The following is a 21,404-nucleotide window of genomic DNA, read 5'->3' as shown; positions in this document are numbered from 1 at the left end:
AATCATAAAAATTAGTTATGCCTTTGGTTATCTTATTTGTATTGTTAGAGGGCAAAATTTGCACCACGGTGATGAATCAGGCGGGACCGAAAATTGAAAATCAAACTAAATCAGTTAGATATTTTGTTGGAAGTTGCCGCACAGGGCAGCATTGGCAAAGCAGCAAAAGCGTTACACCTCACACAACCAGCGATTTCTAAAACTATTCAGGAGATGGAGGCGGAAATCGGCATGCCGATTCTGCAACGCTCATCACGCGGCGTAACGTTAAATGAGTACGGACAAGTTCTGCTGCGACATGCGCGAGACATCGACCGCTCGCTGCACCAGGCGCGTGACGAAATCGACAATCTGCTGGGTAAAGCCATGCGCCAGTTACGCGTGGGATTCACATCTGCCGCCTCCTACGGGCCATTTACCCAAACGGTCATTCAATTTCAGGCTCGTTATGCCGGCGTGAAACTGATCGTAATGGAAGGCAGACCGCAACAAATTCATCATGCGTTGGAAAATCAGCGCCTGGATATCGCGGTCATCACCAGCGCCAGTAACGAAGTGCCAAACGGCATGTATAACGAAACATTGTATGCGCTGAGTAACACGATAATTGCCGGGAGCCACCATCCGGTCACGCATACGACTTCGCTAAAGAAATTGATGGATTATCCGTGGCTGGACTGGGATGAACCCGGCGAGCATTCGATTCTTGGCCAGGTTTTCCGACGCTACAACCTGCCGCTGCCGCAAAACATCATCCATTGTTCATCGCCGTGGATTATGGCCCGCATGATGGAACAAACGGATATGGTCAGCATGTGGACCTCAGTGCGCCTGCGCTTTCCAGGCTACAGCGCAAACTTGCGCCCATTGCTGCTGCGCGAAGTTCTTCCCGCCAGCAGTATCAGCATTCTGTGCCCGAATATAGGACGCCTCTCCAGTGCCGGGCATACCTTTATGGAAATGCTGAGAATCAACACGCGGGACTGGTTACAAGATAGCGATGCGTTGGAGATGGTGGTGCGGGGCAGGACTGGGGAATAACAGGGGTCGCAGGCACAACCCCTTGAGATAACAAACTATTTTAAGCTATTTCTGCAGCAAAATTCGATTAAAAATAGTCAGCGTCTTTGAAGCTTTTCGCCTGGCGATCTTTATCGGACAACAGACGCGGCGCATCAATTTCAGGCCAGGAGATGCCAATATCGCGATCTTCCCAGAGAATGCTGCGATCGCTTTGTGGCGCGTAGAAGTTAGTGGTTTTATACAAAAACTCAGCTTCATCACTGACGGTCATAAAACCGTGTGCAAAACCTTCAGGGATCCACAACTGGCGTTTATTCTCAGCACTTAACAAAACGCCCACCCACTGACCAAACGTTGCAGAATGTTGGCGGATGTCCACTGCGACATCAAACACTTCACCTACCGCACAACGCACCAGTTTTGCCTGGGCATTCGGTGCCAACTGGTAATGCAAACCGCGCAGCACGCCCTTGCAAGATTTTGAATGATTATCCTGAACAAAATTAACCGGACGCCCTACCGCTTCTTCAAATACTTTCTGATTAAAGCTTTCAAAGAAAAATCCGCGGTCATCACCGAAAACTTTTGGTTCAAAAATAAGGACTTCTGGAATTTTAGTTTGAATAATATTCATGACTATCTTTTTGTGAAGAGAGATTGGACGCACATATTATCGTATCTGGGCCGGACAATCAGCCCCCAGAAAAAAGGCAACCCGTGGAATTGCGGAAAGAAATGTCACCAGACGCAGAAGACAAGAGTGAAAACCGGGTACGGCACCCCGACGATTAAATCGGGGCACCAGACGGGCAAACTAGCTTAAATCCCCACCATTGCTGGCGATCACTTTCTTATACCAGTAGAACGATTTTTTACGCGTACGGGTCAGCGTGCCGTTGCCCTGGTCGTCGCGATCAACATAGATGAAACCGTAGCGCTTGCTCATTTCACCTGTCGATGCAGAAACCAAATCAATGCAGCCCCATGAGGTGTAGCCGATAACCGGAATACCATCTTCGATAGCGTCAGCCATCGCTTTGATGTGCTCACGCAGGTAGCTAATACGATAGTCGTCGTTGATTTCACCCTGCGCGTTGACTTCATCTTTTGCACCCAGACCGTTTTCAACGAGGAAGAGTGGCTTCTGGTAGCGGTCGTACATCATGTTCATGGTAATGCGCAGGCCAAGTGGATCAATGCCCCATCCCCATTCACTCGCTTCAATGTACGGGTTTTTCAAGGACTTCACGATGTTTGCCGCATTGCTGTTGAGCTCGTTCATATCCCCTGAAGCACAACGCGAGGCGTAGTAACTGAACGAGACAAAATCGACGGTATTCTTGAGGATCTCGTCATCGCCTGGCTGCACTTCCAGCTCAAAGCCCTTCTCGCGGAACAGACGTTTGGCGTACGACGGGTAGGCACCACGCGCCTGCACATCGATAAAGAACAGGTTCTCACGATCTTTTTCAAGCGCAGCCCAGACATCTTCAGGTTTGCAGGAATACGGATAGAAATTCCCGCCTGCCAGCATGCATCCGACCTGATTGTCTGGGTTAACTTCGTGAGCAATTTTGGTCACTAAAGCACTGGCAATCAGTTCGTGGTGTGCTGCCTGATATTTCACTTGTTCTTTGTTATCGCCTTCTTCGAAGACCAGACCTGCACCAGAAAAAGGAGCATGCAGTAAAATATTGATTTCGTTAAAGGTAAGCCAGTATTTCACCAGACCGTCAAAGGCTTCAAAACAGGTACGGGCGTAATGGGTGAAAAACTCCACCATTTTGCGGCTGCGCCACGAACCATATTCCTGCACCAAATGCATCGGGACATCAAAGTGGCACAGCGTCACCAGCGGTTCGATATTATGTTTTTTGCACTCGGCAAACAGGTCACGGTAAAAAGCGATACCTTCGGCGTTTGGCTCTTTCTCATCCCCTTTCGGGAAGATGCGGCTCCAGGCAATCGAAGTACGGAAAACGGTAAAACCCATCTCCGCCATCAGGGCAATATCATCTTTGTAGCGATGATAAAAATCGATTGCCTCGTGGCTTGGGTAAAATTCATCATCACGCAGTGCAAAACGTTTTTCTAAACCCAGTTTTACCGCCAGACGATGCTCGCCGTGGGGAATGGTATCGACCGTGGAAAGCCCTTTTCCACCTTCGAGGTAGGCGCCTTCAGCCTGGTTTGCCGCGATGGCACCGCCCCATAAAAAGTCATCTGGAAAAATGGATGCTGACATAAAGTCCCTCTTCTAAGTTAGTTAACGTTTACAGCATGTTGCGGTGCAACAACGGCGTTTGGCTGGATGGGCTCTTTCTCGTCGCTCTGCTCAACTGGGATATCTTCAAAGCCCAGGATTAACGTCAGGAAGAAAGAGAGCACTACGGCCAGAATCATCACGCCAAACACCCAAACGATGCTCATTGGATTTGCTGGATCAAAGAACTGCACACTGGTGAACAGGCCTGGAGAGGCCATGGAATGGCTCGCCAGCCCACCAATTCCTGCGACAGCGCCGCAGACAAAACCACTGATTAATGCCGCAATCAGTGGGCGTTTCAAACGTACCGCCACACCGTAAAGTGCTGGCTCTGAAATACCCGCCACTATCGCCGATGCCGCAGCAGCGAGTGCCGTCTGGCGCAGTTCAGGGTTTTTGGTTTTCCACGCTACGGCCAGTGATGAACCACCCAAAGAGAGGTTGGCCCCAATCTCAGATGGCATAACCATGCCTTCTTTGCCCGTTTCGGCAATGGTCTGAATAATAGACGGTGTAAATACGCGGTGCATACCGGTCATCACCAGCAGCGGCCACAGGGCGCCCATAATCGCCACCGACAACCAGCCCAGATAGCTGTGAATGGTGTAAACCAGTGAAGAAATTCCGCTACCAATCCAGATGCCCAACGGGCCAATCAGCATGATGGCGATAGGTGCGGAGATAAGCACAATCAGCATCGGCTTGAGGAAGTTTTTTGTCACTGCAGGCGTGATACGGTCAACCCATCTTTCAATGTAAGAAAGCAACCAGGTCATGCATAACGCAGGGATCACGGTATAGGTGTATTTCACCGCAGTAACCGATAAACCCATAAATTCAACCGGTTGGCCTTGTGCAGCTTTTGCCATCAGGTCAACAAAGTTTGGGTGCACCAACACACCGGCGATAGCGATAGCCAGCGACATATTGGTTTTGAATTTTATTGCTGCGGACGCCGCAACCATTACCGGCAGGAAGAAGAATGCGCCATCGCCAATCACGTTGAGGATGATGAGCGTGGAGGAGCCTTTGCCAAACACGCCGGTCATATCAAGAATCATCGCCAGCAGTTTGACCATCGACCCGCCGATAATCGCGGGAATCAACGGCGACATGGTACCAATCAGCGCATCCAGAATCCCTGCCCCGATACGCTTCAGCGTGATTTTGTTTTTACCGTTGGCAGGTACCGCCGGCTGCATGCCTTCAGGAAGCAGTTTCAGCACTTCGGCATACGCCTGAGAAACGGTGTTACCGATAATCACCTGGCATTGATTTTCGCTACGAACTACGCCCAATACACCATTAATGGATTTGAGCTTTGCAGTATCTACGCGGCTGTCGTCGTTTAACACAAACCGCAAACGCGTCATGCAGTGTGTCACCGCACCTACGTTTTCCGCACCACCAATTGCGTCGACTATCGACTGAGATACTGCTGCATAATTCTTAGCCATGAGTTACCACTCTTTCGTATGACACTCTAGTTTTATATTTAAATTCATTTAGTTATGAATATTCTTTCCGGTTTCACCGCATCGACTAGTAGGGACTGAGAGGTAGGTAACCGGTTCCACATTAGATTGACCACGCCCAACAAACAGATCAAATACTAATTTTACAGATTGTGAATTTTGTGATGACGATCGCCATAACCGGCGAGTCTGAATGCAAGACACTCCCCGTGGAGCAGTATTTTGTCGCCGGGAATGTGTAAAATGGGGCATTCAATAAAGCCAGGAAGCTCCCATGTCGACAATGCTAGAAGTGGCACAGAAAGCCGGTGTCTCAAAAGCGACCGTTTCACGCGTTTTATCCGGCAAGGGATACGTCAGCGAAGCTACAAAAGAGCAGGTCTATAAAGCGATTGAAGAGGCGGGATATCGCCCTAATTTACTGGCGCGAAATCTGGCGACGAATAAATCAGAATGCATCGGTTTAGTGGTGACCAATACCCTGTATAACGGCAGTTATTTCAGTGAAATACTGTCGCAGGCGGCGAAGAAATTAGAAGATAATGGCCGCCAGCTTATTCTGGTGGATGGCAAACACAGCGCACAAGAAGAGCGTGAAGCGATTCAATTCTTGCTCGATTTGCGCTGCGATGCGGTAATTATTTACCCGCGTTTTTTGACCATTGATGAAATGGACGAAATTATTGACCAGCATAAGCAACCGATTATGGTGGTGAACCGAAAATTAAGAAAACACCAAAGCCACTGTATTTGTTGTGACCACAAAGGCTCCAGTTTCCTCGCGACTAAATATCTTATTGAGCGTGGGCATCATGATATTGCCTTTATTACTGGCACCATGGACTCGCCGACCGCAATTGAGCGTTTAGCCGGTTACAAAGAAGCGTTAAATCAATATGATATTGGGGTAAACGACGCGCTGATCGTACAAGGTAAATGGACGCCAGACAGTGGAGTGTCAGCAGTAGAAACGCTGCTTTCCCGCAAGCAGAAGGTCAGCGCGATCCTTGCCAGTAATGACGAAATGGCAGTCGGCGCGATGAAAAAATTAAGTGATTTGGGAATTTCAGTACCGCAGGAAATATCCCTGCTCGGCTTTGATAATATTCCGACTGCCCCTTATCTTTCACCGGCATTATCGAGTATTAAAGATCCGGTAAGCGAAATGATAAGTGAAGTGATCAGCCGTTTAATATCGATGTTAGATGGCGGGTATTTATCGAAAGAGAATGTTTTCACCTCGGAATTACTGGTACGAAATTCAGTGGCCGATGGGCCATATATAAAGTAAAAAAATGTCGGATGACGCTGCGCTTATCCGACCTACAAAAGAGTGTGGTCAGGTGGATAAGCGTCAGCGTCATCCACCATTTTCACCTAGTGGTCGGGTGGATAAGCGTTAGCGTCATCCACCGTTTTCATCTTAGTCAGCGACTTTCACAATCAACTTACCAAAGTTCTTGCCGACTAACAGACCGCGAAACGCTTCTACGCTGTTCTCCAGGCCATCAACAATATCTTCACGGAATTGAATTTTCCCTTCCGCCAGCCACTGGCTCATTTGTTTAAAGAATTCTGGATAACTATCGGCGTAATCCTGCGAAATAATAAAGCCTTGTACGCGCAGACGTTTTTTCAGGATGGTACCCATTAGCAGCGGCAAACGGTCCTGTTCAAAGGCGCTATTCATGCCGTTGTACTGGCTGATGACACCGCACACAGGAATACGCGCTTTGGTATTAAGCAACGGCAATACCGCATCAAACACCGCGCCACCGACGTTTTCAAAATAGACGTCGATGCCTTTGTCACAGGCCTTTTTCAACTGCTCAGCAAAATCTGGCGCTTTGTGGTCGATGCAGGCATCGAATTTTAAGGTCTCGGTCACGTAGCGGCATTTATCTTCGCCACCCGCGATACCCACGACTTTTGCTCCGCGCAATTTTGCCACTTGCCCCACTACCGAGCCGACTGCCCCACTGGCTGCCGCAACGACTACCGTTTCCCCCGCTTTAGGCTCACCAATATCGGTCAGCCCCATATAACCGGTAAAACCAGGCATGCCGAGTAAACCGAGCGCATACGAAGGGTGTTGCATATTCGGGTCGAGTTTCTCTAAGCCTTCGCCGTTAGACAGCGCGTAATCCTGCCAGCCGGTGTAGGCCAGCACCAGGTCACCAGCCTTGTAATCTGCGTGTTCAGATTTCTCGACACGACAAACCGTACCTGCGCCGATAACGTCACCAATCGCCAGCGGTGCCGAGTAAGACTGGGCATCATCCATGCGCCCGCGCATATATGGGTCGAGGGATAAATAGAGGGTGCGCAGCAATAACTCACCCGCGGCAGGCTGTGGTACAGGGACTTCTTCGAGAAGAATATCTTTATCCGTTGGCATACCTTGCGGGCGTTTTGCCAGCACAAAGCGACGGTTAGTTTGGGACGACTGCGTCATAACGCTCTCCATAGATTAGGGTCGTGAGTAAACGGTCAATCTGTCCCAGACTAGCTAAAAATTCGCGAGAGTGCGGTGAAATATGTGCCTTATAGAATTTAATGCAAAACCGTCACCGCATCTTCCAGTCGCGTTGCGCGGTGCTTCACCATTGCAGACACTTCGGCACTTTCTTCCACTAACGCGGCATTTTTTTGCGTGATAGCGTCCAGTTCTGCGACCGCACGCGTTAAATCAGACAGTCCTTCGGCCTGCTCAGAAGTGGCGTGGCTGATTTGCCCTAAAAGCTGAGTCACATTGCGCACCTGTTCAACGATGTCATTCATGGTGCGCCCGGCTTCGTGAACCTGAATGGTGCCTGACTGTACTTTGCTGGCGCTGGCATCGATAAGCTTGCGGATGTCATTCGCCGCAGTCGCACTGCGCTGGGCAAGGTTTCGCACTTCACCGGCAACCACCGCGAACCCTTTACCCTGTTCCCCGGCGCGCGCGGCTTCTACGGCGGCGTTAAGGGCGAGGATATTGGTCTGGAAGGCAATGTCGTTGATTAAGCTGGTGATGGAGCCAATCCGTTGCGTGCTGTCCGCGATGTCAGCCATGGTCGTCACCACGGTTTCCATCGCTTTGCCGCCATGGGTTGCCGCCTGGCTCGCAGAGCTGGAAAGTTTATCGGCTGCTGCCGCGGTTTCTGAGTTGTTCTGCACCGATACCGCCATCTGGCTCATGGTAGAGACGGTTTGCTGCACATTAACCACCGACTGGCGGGTACGTTCATTGAGTTCGACGTTGCCCTGTGCCAGCGTCTCGCTGCCACTGCGAACATTTTCCACCTGATGGCTAACATCATGAATCAGCCAGCGACACATCAGCCCAAGCTGGCCGATAGCCCGCAATGTCATGCCGATTTCATCCGTTCGGGCGAGATGCAGCACACGCTGCTGATTTCCGGTCGCTACTTCCAGCGCCTGACGCGCCACGTTTTCCAGCGGACGGGCAATTTGCCACTCAAGCAGTGCGCAGACTAAAACGCTCGCCACTGCTGCAATCAACACAGACAGCCCACTTTGCCCCAGCGCGATGGACGCAGCCAACATCAGCATAAAAGCGCTGATGATTATCATCCGAATGCGCCAGCGCAGTGGTAACGCCGGTAATTTCCCCAGCCAGCTTTTACCCAAAACCAGCCCCTTATACAGGCGATATTTGCAGCGCCCCTCTTTGAGCGCTTTGTAGAGTGGTTCGACAGCGGCCACCTCTTCCGGCTGCGCTTTGGTGCGAATTGACATATAGCCAGTGGTTTTACCGTTGCGCACCACCGGCACAACATTCGCCCGCACCCAATAGTGATCGCCATTTTTACGCTGATTTTTGACGATACCGGTCCAGGGTTCGCCCTGTTTCAGGGTGTACCACATGTCAGCGAAAGCGGCTTTTGGCATATCGGCATGGCGCACCAGATTGTGCGGGCAACCGGTGAGCTCCTGAAGCGAGTACCCGCTCACCTTCACAAACGCATCGTTCGCATGGGTAATCGTGCTTTTTAAATCGGTGGTGGACATCAGTGTGATGTCCTCATTCAGCAGGTATTCATGCTGTGTAGCAGCGGTCCGCGCAGTCATAGCAACTCCCTTGGCAGGTTATTTTATTGTTAATTCTTTTGATGTGTTGTTATTTCGGCGCTGCAAAGATTTACTTTAGCGGGTAAACTTGACGGCAATCACACTTTTTAAATTAAGCCATATTTTTTATAATGACTTTAGGGATCATGAACATTTTCCAATAATTTCATAAAGTTATTAATGGAATTTGCATAGTGACGTTGAGTGCTGGAGTTTTAACCTTCAATTTTTAACTACCCCACTACACTTAGTACGGGAGACGTTTTCGCTCCCACAAGGAAAAAAGAGGATAATAATGTTAAAAAGGAAAAAGAGAGTCAGACCTATCAAGGTCAGTGACGTAACCATCATCGACGATAGCCGTCTTAAAAAGGCGATTACCGCGGCATCGCTTGGCAATGCGATGGAATGGTTTGATTTTGGCGTATACGGCTTTGTAGCCTACGCCCTGGGTAAGATCTTCTTCCCGGATGCCAGCCCAAGTGTGCAGATGATTGCCGCGCTGGGTACTTTCTCTGTTCCCTTCCTGATTCGCCCGTTAGGTGGCCTGTTCTTCGGCATGTTGGGTGATAAGTATGGTCGCCAGAAGATCCTGTCCATCACTATCATCATCATGTCATTGAGTACCTTCTGTATTGGTCTTATTCCGTCGTACGCGAGTATCGGTATCTGGGCGCCAATCCTGTTGTTACTTGCGAAAATGGCGCAAGGATTCTCAGTCGGTGGCGAATACACCGGTGCTTCGATTTTCGTAGCGGAGTACTCCCCGGACCGTAAACGCGGCTTTATGGGAAGCTGGCTGGACTTCGGCTCCATCGCAGGCTTTGTCTGTGGTGCGGGTGTGGTGGTACTGATAACAGCCGTTGTGGGTGAAGAAAACTTCCTCGAATGGGGCTGGCGTCTGCCGTTCTTCCTTGCCCTGCCTTTAGGGATTATCGGTCTGTATCTGCGTAACGCGCTTGAAGAGACACCGGCATTCCAGCAGCACGTCGAGAAGCTTGAGCAAGGCGATAAAGAAGGGCTGGCAGACGGTCCAAAAGTTTCCTTTAAAGAGATTGCCACCAAACACTGGCGCAGCCTGCTGACCTGTATTGGTATCGTGATTTCGACCAACGTCACCTACTACATGTTGCTGACGTACATGCCGAGTTACCTGTCTCACAACCTGCATTATTCCGAAGAACATGGCGTACTGATTATCATCGCCATCATGATTGGGATGCTGTTTGTCCAGCCGGTGATTGGCTTGTTGAGCGACCGTTTTGGCCGTCGTCCATTTATTGTGTTCGGTAGTATCGCGTTACTGCTTTTCTCCATCCCTGCCTTTATTCTGATTAACAGTAATGTGCTGGGTCTGATATTCGCCGGGTTGTTGATTCTGGCGGTTATTCTGAACTCCTTTACCGGCGTCATGGCATCGACATTACCGGCCATGTTCCCAACGCATATTCGCTACAGTGCGCTGGCAAGTGCCTTTAATATTTCGGTACTGGTCGCGGGTGTCACGCCAACGGTTGCCGCCTGGTTAGTCGAAACCACCGATAACCTGATGATGCCAGCCTATTATCTGATGGTGGTGGCGGTGATTGGCCTGTTAACCGGTCTGACGATGAAAGAAACCGCGAATAAACCGCTGAAAGGGGCAACACCTGCGGCGTCTGATATTGCTGAGGCGCGTGAAATTGTTCAGGAGCATCACGATAATATCGAGCAGAAAATCGAAGATATTGATCGTGAGATTGAAGAATTACAGGCGAAACGTACCAACCTGGTCGATCAGCATCCTCGCATCAACGAGTAATATTTAGCATTATCCAAAGCGCCGGGCCATTGCCCGGCGTTTTCATTTCCGGCTTAACCCTCATTCTCAGAAGGAATTGGTTATGTCTAAAATTTATAAGCAAAGTATTTTTTGGACTTTGCGAATATTCATAACTCACCTAACGTAGCCTGCTCAAAGAATAACAATTGATAGATATCAGATGGCTGACAAAGGGTGATAAAGGTGTTTTGTCGGGTGGATAAACGCTCGCGTCATTCACCCTTTACGCCCGCTGTGTCGGATGACGCTGCGCTTATCCGACCTACGAAGAGTCATCAGTCTCCTATATTCTTCCTTTTTAAGCAGGGTGCCACATGCAAAGAAAAGTACTGCCGTTAATGCTATTAGCTGCAATCTCCGCCAGCAGCTTTGCCGCCACACCGCCAAATACCTTAATTGTTGCCCAGGGGCTGGATGATATTGTCAGCCTTGACCCTGCTGAAGCGAACGAGCTTTCCAGTATTCAAACCGTACCCAGTCTTTATCAGCGCCTGGTCCAGGCCGACCGCGATGATCCCGCGAAAGTTGTCCCGGTGCTGGCAGAAAGCTGGCAGGGCGATGCGGCCAACAAAAAATTGACGATTAAACTGCGTCCCGATGCCAAATTCTCCTCAGGCAATCCGCTGCGCCCGGAAGACGTTATCTTCTCTTACACCCGTGCCGTCACGCTCAACAAGTCTCCCGCGTTTATTCTGAACGTGCTGGGCTGGCAGCCAGATAACATCGCCAGCCAGCTGAAGAAAGTTGACGACAACACGCTGGAAATCCACTGGACTGCCGATGTCAGCCCAGCGGTGGCGCTGAATATTCTCTCCACGCCAATCGCCTCTATCGTGGATGAAAAAGCGGTTTCGCCTAATGCGAAAGCCGGTGATTTCGGTAATGAGTGGCTGAAAATGCACTCGGCGGGCAGCGGCCCGTTCAAAATGCGCGTTTACCAGCCGCATCAGGCGATAGTGCTGGACGCAAATGCCACGTCTCCAGGCGACGCGCCAAAAGTTAAAAACATCATTATTAAAAACGTGCCAGACCCGGCTGCTCGCCGCCTGCTGATTCAGCAAGGGGATGCGGATATCGCCCGTGATTTAGGTGCCGATCAGACCAGCGCGCTGGAAGGCAAACCTGGCGTGAAAGTGCTGAGCATCCCTTCTGCCGAACAAAACTATATGGTGTTCAATGCGGGCAACAGTGCCAACCCGCTCCTGAAAAATCCAGCGTTGTGGGAAGCATCACGCTATCTGGTGGATTACGCAGGCATCACTAAAGACCTGCTGAAAGGCCAGTATTTTATCCACCAGAGTTTCCTGCCTGTCGGTTTCGCTGGTGCGCTGGACAACAACCCGTTCAAATTTGACCCGGCCAAAGCGAAAGAGATCCTCGCGAAAGCAGGCATCAAAGATGCGCACTTCACACTCGATGTGGAAAACAAACCGCCATTTATTACTATCGCACAGTCAATGCAGGCGAGCTTCGCTCAGGGTGGTGTGAAGATTGATCTGCTGCCCGCTGCTGGTAGCCAGGTGTACGCTCGCGTGCGTGCTAAACAACATCAGGCCGCGATCCGCTTGTGGATCCCGGATTACTTTGACGCGCATTCCAACGCCAGTGCCTTTGCCTACAACGATGGCAAAGCCAGCACGGTGGCGGGTCTGAACGGCTGGCAGATTCCTGAGTTAAACAAACAAACGCTGGCCGCCGTGGCAGAAGCCGATCCGGCTAAGCGCCTGGAACTGTATAAGAAAATACAGGAAGAGGTGCAACACAACTCACCGTATGTGTTTGTTGATCAGGGCAAAACTCAGATCGTGGTACGTGAAAATGTGAAAGGCTATCAGCAAGGCTTAAACGCGGATATGGTGTATTACGATCGCGTGAGTAAATAAGATCTCCCCTCACCCTAACCCTCTCCCCCAGGAGAGGGGATTGACCCGTTTTCTCCCTCTCCCTCAGGGAGAGGGTCGGGGTGAGGGTTGCATTATCCAACACCAGCAAAAGAGTTACCCATGTCTGAAGTCTCATTTCGCCGCCCGTTGCTCACCCTGGCCCAGGGAGTATTTACCCTGGCACTCACGCTTGTCGGCCTGCTGCTTATCACCTTTGCCTTGTCGGCACTTTCCCCTGTCGATCGCGTGTTGCAAATCGTCGGCGACCACGCAAGCCAGGCGACCTACGATCAAGTGCGCCACCAGCTTGGCCTGGATAATCCCCTGCCCGTTCAGTTCTGGCATTATCTGACGAATCTCGCTCATGGTGATTTAGGCACCGCCAGCGCCACTGGCCAACCGGTGCTCCAGGATTTACTCGCCGCCTTCCCGGCAACCCTTGAACTCGCCACCCTAGCGCTGATGATTGGCAGCGTTTTTGGCGTGATTTTTGGCGTGCTGTGCGCCCGATTTGCAGGCTCGCCGTGGGACCTGGCAGTGCGCACTTTCACGCTGCTGGGCAACTCCGTTCCTATCTTCTGGCTGGGCTTATTGATGCTGGCGTTGTTTTACGCACGCCTGCAATGGAGCGCCGGGCCGGGTCGCCTGGATGATATCTACCAGTACAGCGTGGAAGCCAAAACCGGTTTTGTGCTGATAGACACCTGGCTTTCCGGTGACCGCGACGCGTTTATCAATGCCATCAATCACCTGACTTTACCGGTATTGCTGCTGGCCTATTACTCGCTGGCCAGTATTACTCGTCTGACGCGCACCGCCTGCCTGAGCGAAATGAACAAAGAGTACATCACGCTTGCACGTGCCAAAGGTGCCGGAGAGATGACGATTCTGGTGCGCCACGTGCTGCCCAATATTCGCGGCACGCTATTTACGGTTATCGCCCTCGCCTACACCGGCATGCTGGAAGGGGCGGTACTCACCGAAACCGTCTTTTCCTGGCCGGGCATCGGGCGTTACCTCACAACCGCGCTCTTCGCCGGGGACACCACCGCAATCATGGGGGGCACGCTGCTGATTGGCGTGTCGTTTGTCATTATCAATAATCTGACTGACGTGCTGGTGCGAGTCACCGATCCGAGGGTGCGCTAATGCCGTCTTACCTGTTTTTACGCCGTACTTTGCGATCGCCCGCCGCCCTGTGCGGCCTGGTGATTATCACCTTGCTGGTGCTGGTTGCCGTTTTCGCCCCGCTTATCGCGCCCTTCGACCCGAACTGGCAAGACGCCGCCGCGCGTCTGCAAGCGCCCAATGCGCATCACTGGCTGGGAACCGATAGCTACGGTCGTGACCTGCTTTCACGCCTGGTTTACGGTGCTCGTCCGGCTCTTGGCCTGGTGCTGCTGGTGACGGTAATTACCCTTCCCCTTGGGCTTCTGATCGGCATTCTTTCGGGCTATTACGGCGGCTGGCTCGAGCGCGTGCTAATGCGTTTTACCGATGTGGTGATGTCGATGCCGCGCCTGATTCTGGCGTTCGCTTTTGTGGCAATGCTTGGCCCAGGGCTTGTGAATGGCGCGCTGGCACTGGCGCTGACCACCTGGCCTGCGTATGCACGCCAGTCCCGTAGCGAAATTCAACGTCTGCGTCATAGCGACTACCTTGCTGCCGCCGAAATGATGGGCATCCGTGGCCCGCGTCTGTTAGCAGGCCATATTCTACCGCTCTGTTTGCCTTCGGCGATTGTGCGCCTGGCGCTGGATTTAGCAGGCATTATTCTGGCTGCCGCCGGGCTGGGCTTCTTAGGATTAGGCGCAAGACCGCCGATGTCCGAATGGGGTTCAATGATTGCCGACGGGATGCAGGTCATTTTTGACCAGTGGTGGATTGCTGCCATTCCAGGCACCGCCATTTTAATTAGCAGCCTGGCATTTAACCTGTTGGGCGATGGTTTACGCGACGTGCTGGAGCCAGGCCATGAGTGACAATCGAATTGAAGTGAAGGGGTTAAACATCGATTACCCGGGCGCGCGCGTGGTGGACAATCTGTCCTTTACGCTGGGCAACGAGCGGCTGGCGTTGGTGGGTGAATCAGGCTCCGGTAAATCCATGACGGCGAGAGCGCTGATGGGGCTGGTGCGCAAACCTGGCAAAGTGAGTGCCACTCAACTCAATGTTCTGGATAACGATCTGTTGACTCTGCGCAACCGCGACTGGCAATACCTGCGCGGCAATGGCATCGCGATGGTCTTACAAGATCCACGCTACGCGCTCAATCCGGTCAAAAGCGTTGCCCAGCAGATCGACGAGGCGTTACGTCTGCACCAAAAAATGTCTGGCGCGCAACGTCGCGAGCGCATCCGCGAAGTCATCCATGCCGTAGGCTTGCAGGAAAACGTGCTGGCGCGTTATCCGGCAGAGCTTTCAGGCGGTATGGGGCAGCGCGTGATGATTGCCATTGCGCTGGTGAACAATCCAAAAGTCTTGATTGCCGATGAGCCCACTTCCGCGCTGGATGCGCGGTTACGTAACCAGATTCTGGAACTGCTGGTCGAGCAGTGCGAACAACGTCAGATGGCCATGCTGTTAATTAGCCACGATCTTCCCCTGGTTGCACAGCATTGCCACCGTGTGCTGGTGATGTATCAAGGGCAAAAAGTCGATGAAATGCCAGCCAACCAACTTTCTCAGGCCACGCACTCATACACCCGCACGCTCTGGACATGCCGCCCGAACGCGGCGACTTACGGCATGATGTTGCCGACCCTGGACCGTAGCCAGAATCTGCAAGGAGAGAGCAATGGCAATCGTTGAAATCAGTCACCTCGGCGTGCAGTTTAGCGCCAAAGGCCAGGTGAAAACCGCCGTGCGCGACGCCAGCTTTACCGTTAATTCAGGTGAAACGTTCAGTTTAATTGGCGCTTCAGGATGCGGGAAATCCACTCTTCTGCGCGTGCTGGCCGGGTTGCAGCGAGAATGGCAAGGCAACGTAAAACTGCTCGGTGAGCCAATCAAACCCGGCGCGCGTTTTCAGGGTGATTTGCGCCGCAATGTACAAATGGTGTTTCAGGATCCGTACGCCTCGTTACATCCCAATCATACGATTTATCGCACTTTGGCCGAGCCGCTAACGATTCATGGCGAGGCGAATATTGCCGACCGTGTCGAAGAAGCGCTGCTTCAGGTTGGGCTGCCAACCGATGCCATGAAGCGTTATCCGCACCAGCTTTCAGGCGGGCAACGCCAGCGTGTCGCCATTGCGCGTGCCTTGTTGCTGCGCCCTAAAATTCTGCTGTTGGATGAACCCACCTCCGCGCTGGATATGTCAGTGCAGGCAGAAATTCTTAATCTACTGAACCGCCTGAAACACCAGTTTGGCATGACTTACCTGCTCGTCAGCCACGATGCCGATGTGATTGCGCATATGTCAGACCGTGCAGCGTATATGGCGGACGGTGCGATACAGCATGAGTTCGATCGCGCCGCTCTGGTACGCGGAGAACACCGCATGGATGCCGCTTAAGCGGCATCAAGATTGATTCGCACCAATAAGCAGCACGACGCATGGTTATGGTGCAAAAAAACCACATATCCCATAGCAAAGCCCGCTCATCCCAGCATATTTAGCCGCAAAACGTGACTCTTTGTGATTAATTATTACGCAATCGAGATTAACCAGATCGTTTATCCTGATTTTGCTTAGGGGAAGCGAAGTGGCGTATTCCCTGCAATACTTATTTTGTGTATCGCGTGATACGTCATTCCCAGGAGCACATTTTGAACAGGTTACCCACTAGCGCTTCGGCTCTTGCCTGCACAGCGCACGCTCTCAACATCATCGAAAAGAAGTCACTCAGTCATGAGGAGATGAAAGCGCTAAACCGGGAGGTTATCGAAAACTTCCAACAGCATGTGAATCCGGGTTTTCTTGAGTATCGCAAATCAGTGACCGCCGGCGGGGATTACGGAGCCGTAGAGTGGCAAGCGAGCAGTCTGAATACGCTTGTCGACACCCAGGGTAAGGAATATTTAGATTGTCTGGGTGGGTTCGGCATTTTTAACGTGGGGCACCGTAATCCAACAGTGGTATCCGCCGTACAGCATCAGCTCGAAAAACAACCCCTGCACAGTCAGGAGCTGCTCGACCCCTTACGAGCAATGCTAGCCAAAACCCTTGCGACCCTCACTCCGGGTAAACTCAAATACAGCTTCTTTAGTAACAGCGGTACAGAATCGGTTGAAGCGGCGATTAAACTCGCCAAAGCCTATCAATCGCCACGAGGTAAATTTACCTTTGTCGCAGCCTCAGGCGCATTCCATGGCAAATCTCTCGGGGCATTGTCAGCAACCGCAAAAGCGGCTTTCCGTAAACCGTTTATGCCGTTACTTCCGGGCTTCAGACATGTACCGTTTGGCAATATCGACGCGTTACGCACAGAACTCAGTGAATGCCGTAAAACCGGTGATGATGTCGCAGCCGTGATCCTTGAACCTATTCAAGGAGAAGGCGGCGTGATTATCCCGCCAGCAGGTTATTTAACGGCGGTTCGTAAGCTTTGCGATGAATTTGGCGCACTGCTTATTCTTGATGAAGTGCAAACCGGTATGGGACGTACGGGCAAAATGTTCGCCTGCGAACATGAAAACGTACAGCCTGATATTTTATGCCTCGCCAAAGCATTAGGCGGCGGTGTGATGCCGATTGGCGCGACGGTTGCGACAGAAGAAGTTTTCTCTGTGCTGTTTGATAATCCTTTCCTGCACACCACCACCTTTGGCGGCAACCCGTTAGCCTGTGCGGCGGCACTTGCCACAATCCATGTTCTGCTTGAGCAAAATCTTCCCGCTCAGGCGCAGCAGAAAGGGCAGCTTTTAGTGGATGGCTTCCAGGCCCTGAAACGTGAGTTCCCGGAACTGGTGGTTGATGCGCGTGGACAAGGTTTATTGATTGCCATTGAGTTTAGCGACAACGACATTGGCTATAACTTTGCCAGTGAAATGTTCCGCCAGCAGGTTCTGGTCGCCGGGACGCTCAACAACTCGAAAACCATTCGTGTTGAGCCACCGCTCACCATCACCATCGAGCAGTGTGAACATGTGTTGAGTTGTGCACGGAAGGCGCTGGCATCGCTTCAGGTCAATGTTGCAAAAACCGAGTTAGTCCTGTGATGAATCATCCCCCGGAGCGATCATTCCGGGGGATATATTTAGCCTGATAATGTTCTTACCCTGCTGAACGTTCTATACTTGCGGTCCTTATTTAAAGCCTGGTTGCCCCTTTATGATCTACGACTGCTTCCTCTACTACGATGAAGACATGTTGCTCGATATTCGACTCAACGTGCTCAATGACTATGTTGATAAATTTGTCATTGTTGAATCGACTCACTCTTTTACCGGTCAGCCAGTAGAGTTGCATTTCGACATCAACAAGTTCGCCAAATTTAAAGACAAAATTATCTACGTCGTCTTTGATGAAAAGCCAGTCGCAGACAGTTGGACTAACGAAGCCAGAACGCGTAATGCCATCATGAATGGCCTGACGGCGGCAAAAGACGATGACACGATTATTGTTTCCGACGTCGATGAAATTATTCGTCCGCAAGCCATCGCGGCTTATAAACCCAATTATCTGTGCACCACGCTGTATCAGAATTTTTATAACTATCAGTTTAATTTACAGGTGTTTAATACTGATGGTTCGCCGCGCCGTTGTACGCTGCCGAAAATGACCAGCTATAAAAATCTGCGCACGTTCTTTAATGGTGAGCCTGAAACTTTACGCAATGTGAAGCGCTCGGCGATTCGCAAAAGCTGGTTGAAATGGCGCTGGCTGAAATTAAGAACGCACGTTGTGCAGGATGCAGGCTGGCACTTCTCCTGGATAATGACGGCAGAACGTATCTCAGAAAAAATGTCGACCATTTCACATACTGAATACGATACGCCAGAGCTGAATAATCAAGAACATATCAAGAATGCGATTGAGAATGGGCTGGATATTTGGGCTCGTGAAAGAAACCTTCAGGTTATCGATCTACAAAGCGGCGATTTCCCGGATTATCTGAAGCAAAATGCGCAACGTTTTGCTGAGTTTATTCGCTAAGTTCCTCTCCCGCTTGCAGTGTCTCCTGGCTACAGTCTGGTGAAATAGGGCAAGGTTCCCCATTCACCAGGCAGCTTTCCACAGCGAAATGTGTATGCAGATGCCCCTAAAACAGAGCGTTATTGCTTGTTCAGTTTCAGGTGCTTCCACAAATCTGCAAGCGACATTGTCGCCAGCGCCATGCACTGATCTGCCGCGCCATACCAGATATGCAGCGTTTCATGACGAATTAATGCCCCACAAGTAAACACCACATTGCCAAAAAATCCTTCGCGTTCGTATGGTGCAATCGGTTCAAGAAGCGGTACCGGCGACTTAGCGAGAATGCGCGTAGGATCGTTAAAATCGAGCAGTAATGCGCCGAGGCAATAACGCAAGTTAGCTTCTACGCCATGGTAGATTTCCAGCCAGCCAAATTCGGTTTTCAGCAACGGTGCACCGCCGCCAGATTTAAATCCGTCCCATTCGTCACCAGAACGCCCCAATAAATGGCGGTGATTTCCCCAATGCAGCATATCGGGTGATTCACAGATCCAAATTTCCGGATGGCCGAAGTGGCACGGTGCCGGGCGGGTGAGTGCCATATATTTGCCAGCGATCTTTTCCGGGAAGAAGCACACATCGCGGTTGTCCGGGCAGAAGATCAGCCCCTTCTTTTCCACCTGTTTAAAATCTTTGGTGGTGGCAAGTGCTGTGGTGATCCCAAGCGGTGAAATGGCGGAATAATTGATATACCAGAGATCGTCGATTTTAGTCAGACGCGGATCTTCGCAGCCAAATTGTTCGTACTGGGTATCCGGAACCATGAAAGGATCGGCATCAATCGTGAAATTCACACCATCCTGGCTTCTTGCCAATCGCAAATGCGACATTGATGTCAGCCATGTTTGTGCACGATCGCTTTTTAAAACAATGCCGCGCGGATCACTGAAATCATAACGATCATCACGTCGGTCAAAAGTACGCGTCGACGGTCGCCATTGCCCGCCTGACTCTTCGAGTAGCGGAACAGTGACCAACTGAGGATCGTCATTTTCAATACTTTCGGCGACGCGTAAGAGTAAAAGAATTTCGCCGTCCTGTTCCGCCACGCCTGCGTTAAACACGCATTCAACTTTCCGCTCGGGACGTGAAGGGATTACATCTGCAGGGGTGATAAGAGGATTTTTACTGTGCCTTTGCATAACAACTCCTTTTGATAATAAATTCGTTTTTCCCCAACCATTCAGAATTATTGCCTGCGACTGTGGGGGCGTTGATCTCACACCACGGATTTCTGATGGATTTGCCAAAATTGACAGCCACCCACGTACACTCGTCTTCACTTTGGCGGGAAAACCAGATGCAGTCCCCGGTACGGCCTAAATCCCGGTAAACACCGGTGCGTAATGAAGAGGAAGCATGGCGCAATGCGATCATTTTTTGATATTCATGCCATAGCGAATCCGGCTGCTGGCGTTGCGCGTCAGCGTTAATCTCAAGGGAATTTGGGTTGAGCGGCATCCACGGTTTTACGCAAGAAAAGCCGGAGAAAGGGGCGGCACTCCACGGCATCGGTGAACGAGAACCATCGCGCGACTGGCTTATGGCGCAGGCCAGTGCTTCATCCGTACTAAGCCCTGCGGCAAGTGCGGTTTGGTAGTGAGTTTTACCCTGAATATCAAAAATCTGTTCGGCTGTTTGCGGCAGATAATTGCTCATCCCCAATTCGTCACCCTGGAAGATAAACGGCACACCTAAAGCGGTAAGCTGGAGTGCCATTACCGCTCGGGCGCGCGGCGTATCGCGTTGCGTTTCGCCAAAGCGGCCTATCATGCGCGGCATATCGTGGCTGGAGAAAAATAGCGTTGGCATCCCTGATTGCTGCTGGCGCATGGCTTGCAGCTCACCAAATAAGCGTGCGACATCGAAGGTTTTATGGCTACCGAGGTTGAAGTTAAACACCACATCCATCAGTTCAGGGCTTTGGTAACGGCTCAGAACAGGCAGCTCTTCGCTACCAATTTCGCCAATCAAAAAATAGTCGCCCTGCTGGCGAATATAGTGGCAAATTCGACGCAGCACATGTTCAATTCCGGGTTGGTTAACATCGTTTTCATGCTGTTGTTGACCATCATTTTCGGGGTTATCCGGGCCAACTCCGTCGGTGGTGAGGAAATTAATTACATCAAAGCGAAAACCATCCACACCCTGTGCTATCCAGAAATCAATAACCGCAAAAATTTCTTGTTCAACCTGTGGGTTAGCCCAGTTTAAATCGACCTGCTGTGGGGCAAATTTATGGTAGTAATATTGCCCGGTGTCAGGTTCAGCCTGCCAGGCGCTACCGGAAAAAAACGACTGCCAGTTGTTCGGTTGGTGGCTAAAAATAAAGTAGTCCCGATAGCGACTGTGCGGGTTATTAAAAGCATCTTTAAACCACGGATGTTCTGTTGAAACGTGGTTAATCACCAGATCGATAACCACACGAATACCCTTCGCATGGCATGCCGCAACCACTTTACGAAAGTTATCCATGCTGCCAAAACGTAAATCGACCGCGCAGTAATCGCAAATGTCGTAACCATTATCCACCAGCGGCGAAGGATAAAATGGTGTTATCCAGACTCCGGTAATACCCAGGTCGGCCAGGTAATCCACCTTCTGTTCCAGGCCAATAAAATCCCCTAATCCATCGGCATTGCCGTCGCAAAATGAGGGTAGATAAATTTGGTAAAACACCGCGTCCTGCCACCATTGCGAGGTTTTCATTCACCGG

At 51.1% G+C, this 21,404-nt stretch carries 17 protein-coding genes; 10 read left to right on the top strand and 7 right to left on the bottom strand.

Translation table 11 applies throughout. The features are described from left to right. Positions 1-93: 93 nt before the first annotated feature. On the top strand, positions 94-1,041 hold the full coding sequence (locus WBL83_RS12710; protein WP_424589492.1) for a LysR family transcriptional regulator: 948 nt from the start codon (positions 94-96) through the stop codon (positions 1,039-1,041). A 67-nt stretch (positions 1,042-1,108) separates the two neighbouring features. On the opposite strand, the gene rfbC is transcribed toward WBL83_RS12710, so the two are convergent. The 3 genes from rfbC to ascF form a co-directional block, all read right to left on the bottom strand. Beyond that, the gene (gene rfbC / locus WBL83_RS12705; RefSeq protein ID WP_424589491.1) at positions 1,109-1,657 is read right to left on the bottom strand and encodes a dTDP-4-dehydrorhamnose 3,5-epimerase; all 549 of its coding nucleotides are present in this window, start codon (positions 1,655-1,657) and stop codon (positions 1,109-1,111) included. 180 nt (positions 1,658-1,837) lie between these two features. Beyond that, positions 1,838-3,268, bottom strand: a complete 1,431-nt coding sequence (locus tag WBL83_RS12700; RefSeq protein WP_424589490.1) for a 6-phospho-beta-glucosidase — start codon at positions 3,266-3,268, stop codon at positions 1,838-1,840. A 17-nt stretch (positions 3,269-3,285) separates the two neighbouring features. Further along, positions 3,286-4,746 (bottom strand): PTS cellobiose/arbutin/salicin transporter subunit IIBC, encoded by a 1,461-nt coding sequence (gene ascF, locus WBL83_RS12695; RefSeq protein WP_424589489.1) that lies wholly within the window; start codon positions 4,744-4,746, stop codon positions 3,286-3,288. Between the two features lie 292 nt (positions 4,747-5,038). Between ascF and WBL83_RS12690 the strand changes: the two genes are divergently transcribed. Next, on the top strand, positions 5,039-6,055 hold the full coding sequence (locus WBL83_RS12690; RefSeq protein WP_424589488.1) for a LacI family DNA-binding transcriptional regulator: 1,017 nt from the start codon (positions 5,039-5,041) through the stop codon (positions 6,053-6,055). A gap of 132 nt (positions 6,056-6,187) precedes the next feature. Here WBL83_RS12690 and WBL83_RS12685 read toward each other — a convergent pair whose 3' ends face one another. Together WBL83_RS12685 and WBL83_RS12680 are read right to left on the bottom strand one after the other, a co-directional pair. After that, complete coding sequence (locus WBL83_RS12685) at positions 6,188-7,219, bottom strand: NADP-dependent oxidoreductase (RefSeq protein ID WP_424589487.1); 1,032 nt, start codon at positions 7,217-7,219, stop codon at positions 6,188-6,190. 98 nt (positions 7,220-7,317) lie between these two features. After that, a complete protein-coding gene (locus WBL83_RS12680) occupies positions 7,318-8,838 on the bottom strand; it encodes a methyl-accepting chemotaxis protein (RefSeq protein ID WP_424589486.1) in 1,521 nt (506 codons plus the stop codon). A gap of 295 nt (positions 8,839-9,133) precedes the next feature. Here WBL83_RS12680 and proP point away from each other — a divergent pair, with 295 nt between their 5' ends. The 8 genes from proP to WBL83_RS12640 all read left to right on the top strand — a co-directional run bounded on the left by proP (position 9,134) and on the right by WBL83_RS12640 (position 18,646). Further along, positions 9,134-10,639 (top strand): glycine betaine/L-proline transporter ProP, encoded by a 1,506-nt coding sequence (proP, locus tag WBL83_RS12675; protein WP_424589485.1) that lies wholly within the window; start codon positions 9,134-9,136, stop codon positions 10,637-10,639. A 335-nt stretch (positions 10,640-10,974) separates the two neighbouring features. Next, positions 10,975-12,543 carry an ABC transporter substrate-binding protein gene (locus WBL83_RS12670; RefSeq protein WP_424589484.1) on the top strand — a complete coding sequence of 523 codons (1,569 nt, stop codon included), beginning with the start codon at positions 10,975-10,977 and terminating at the stop codon, positions 12,541-12,543. A gap of 120 nt (positions 12,544-12,663) precedes the next feature. Beyond that, complete coding sequence (locus WBL83_RS12665; protein ID WP_424589483.1) at positions 12,664-13,692, top strand: ABC transporter permease; 1,029 nt, start codon at positions 12,664-12,666, stop codon at positions 13,690-13,692. Continuing rightward, the gene (locus WBL83_RS12660) at positions 13,692-14,525 is read left to right on the top strand and encodes an ABC transporter permease (protein ID WP_424589482.1); all 834 of its coding nucleotides are present in this window, start codon (positions 13,692-13,694) and stop codon (positions 14,523-14,525) included. The genes WBL83_RS12665 and WBL83_RS12660 overlap by 1 nt, the downstream gene beginning before the upstream one ends. Next, positions 14,518-15,354, top strand: coding sequence for an ABC transporter ATP-binding protein (locus WBL83_RS12655; protein WP_424589481.1), 837 nt, complete (start codon positions 14,518-14,520; stop codon positions 15,352-15,354). The genes WBL83_RS12660 and WBL83_RS12655 overlap by 8 nt, the downstream gene beginning before the upstream one ends. Beyond that, positions 15,341-16,063, top strand: coding sequence for an ABC transporter ATP-binding protein (locus WBL83_RS12650; RefSeq protein ID WP_424589480.1), 723 nt, complete (start codon positions 15,341-15,343; stop codon positions 16,061-16,063). Before WBL83_RS12655 ends, WBL83_RS12650 begins: the two co-directional genes overlap by 14 nt. Positions 16,064-16,317: 254 nt before the next feature. Beyond that, positions 16,318-17,709, top strand: coding sequence for a putrescine aminotransferase (gene ygjG / locus WBL83_RS12645; protein WP_424589479.1), 1,392 nt, complete (start codon positions 16,318-16,320; stop codon positions 17,707-17,709). A gap of 112 nt (positions 17,710-17,821) precedes the next feature. Beyond that, positions 17,822-18,646: a benzoate transporter gene (locus tag WBL83_RS12640; protein ID WP_424589478.1), complete on the top strand. Its 825-nt coding sequence runs from the start codon at positions 17,822-17,824 to the stop codon at positions 18,644-18,646. A 119-nt stretch (positions 18,647-18,765) separates the two neighbouring features. Here the strand turns inward: WBL83_RS12640 and WBL83_RS12635 are convergent, their stop codons facing one another. Together WBL83_RS12635 and WBL83_RS12630 are read right to left on the bottom strand one after the other, a co-directional pair. Next, on the bottom strand, positions 18,766-19,830 hold the full coding sequence (locus WBL83_RS12635; protein ID WP_424589477.1) for a glycoside hydrolase family 130 protein: 1,065 nt from the start codon (positions 19,828-19,830) through the stop codon (positions 18,766-18,768). After that, positions 19,814-21,397, bottom strand: coding sequence for an alpha-glucosidase (locus WBL83_RS12630; RefSeq protein ID WP_424589476.1), 1,584 nt, complete (start codon positions 21,395-21,397; stop codon positions 19,814-19,816). The genes WBL83_RS12635 and WBL83_RS12630 overlap by 17 nt, the downstream gene beginning before the upstream one ends. Between the last annotated feature and the right edge of the window lie 7 nt (positions 21,398-21,404).

The organism is Buttiauxella sp. (assembly GCF_049686335.1).
In the GTDB taxonomy this organism is placed as follows: Bacteria; Pseudomonadota; Gammaproteobacteria; order Enterobacterales; family Enterobacteriaceae; genus Buttiauxella.
Note: the sequence above shows the minus strand (reverse complement) of the source record. Positions and strands in the feature narration are given on the sequence as shown.

Bases quoted from the DNA above. Each gene is read 5' to 3' on its own strand.
- rfbC (WP_424589491.1), bottom strand. From the start codon at position 1,657: ATGAATATTATTCAAACTAAAATTCCAGAAGTCCTTATTTTTGAACCA.
- WBL83_RS12700 (WP_424589490.1), bottom strand. From the start codon at position 3,268: ATGTCAGCATCCATTTTTCCAGATGACTTTTTATGGGGCGGTGCCATC.
- ascF (WP_424589489.1), bottom strand. From the start codon at position 4,746: ATGGCTAAGAATTATGCAGCAGTATCTCAGTCGATAGTCGACGCAATT.
- WBL83_RS12690 (WP_424589488.1), top strand. From the start codon at position 5,039: ATGTCGACAATGCTAGAAGTGGCACAGAAAGCCGGTGTCTCAAAAGCG.
- WBL83_RS12685 (WP_424589487.1), bottom strand. From the start codon at position 7,219: ATGACGCAGTCGTCCCAAACTAACCGTCGCTTTGTGCTGGCAAAACGC.
- WBL83_RS12680 (WP_424589486.1), bottom strand. From the start codon at position 8,838: ATGACTGCGCGGACCGCTGCTACACAGCATGAATACCTGCTGAATGAG.
- proP (WP_424589485.1), top strand. From the start codon at position 9,134: ATGTTAAAAAGGAAAAAGAGAGTCAGACCTATCAAGGTCAGTGACGTA.
- WBL83_RS12670 (WP_424589484.1), top strand. From the start codon at position 10,975: ATGCAAAGAAAAGTACTGCCGTTAATGCTATTAGCTGCAATCTCCGCC.
- WBL83_RS12665 (WP_424589483.1), top strand. From the start codon at position 12,664: ATGTCTGAAGTCTCATTTCGCCGCCCGTTGCTCACCCTGGCCCAGGGA.
- WBL83_RS12660 (WP_424589482.1), top strand. From the start codon at position 13,692: ATGCCGTCTTACCTGTTTTTACGCCGTACTTTGCGATCGCCCGCCGCC.
- WBL83_RS12655 (WP_424589481.1), top strand. From the start codon at position 14,518: ATGAGTGACAATCGAATTGAAGTGAAGGGGTTAAACATCGATTACCCG.
- WBL83_RS12650 (WP_424589480.1), top strand. From the start codon at position 15,341: ATGGCAATCGTTGAAATCAGTCACCTCGGCGTGCAGTTTAGCGCCAAA.
- WBL83_RS12640 (WP_424589478.1), top strand. From the start codon at position 17,822: ATGATCTACGACTGCTTCCTCTACTACGATGAAGACATGTTGCTCGAT.
- WBL83_RS12635 (WP_424589477.1), bottom strand. From the start codon at position 19,830: ATGCAAAGGCACAGTAAAAATCCTCTTATCACCCCTGCAGATGTAATC.
- WBL83_RS12630 (WP_424589476.1), bottom strand. From the start codon at position 21,397: ATGAAAACCTCGCAATGGTGGCAGGACGCGGTGTTTTACCAAATTTAT.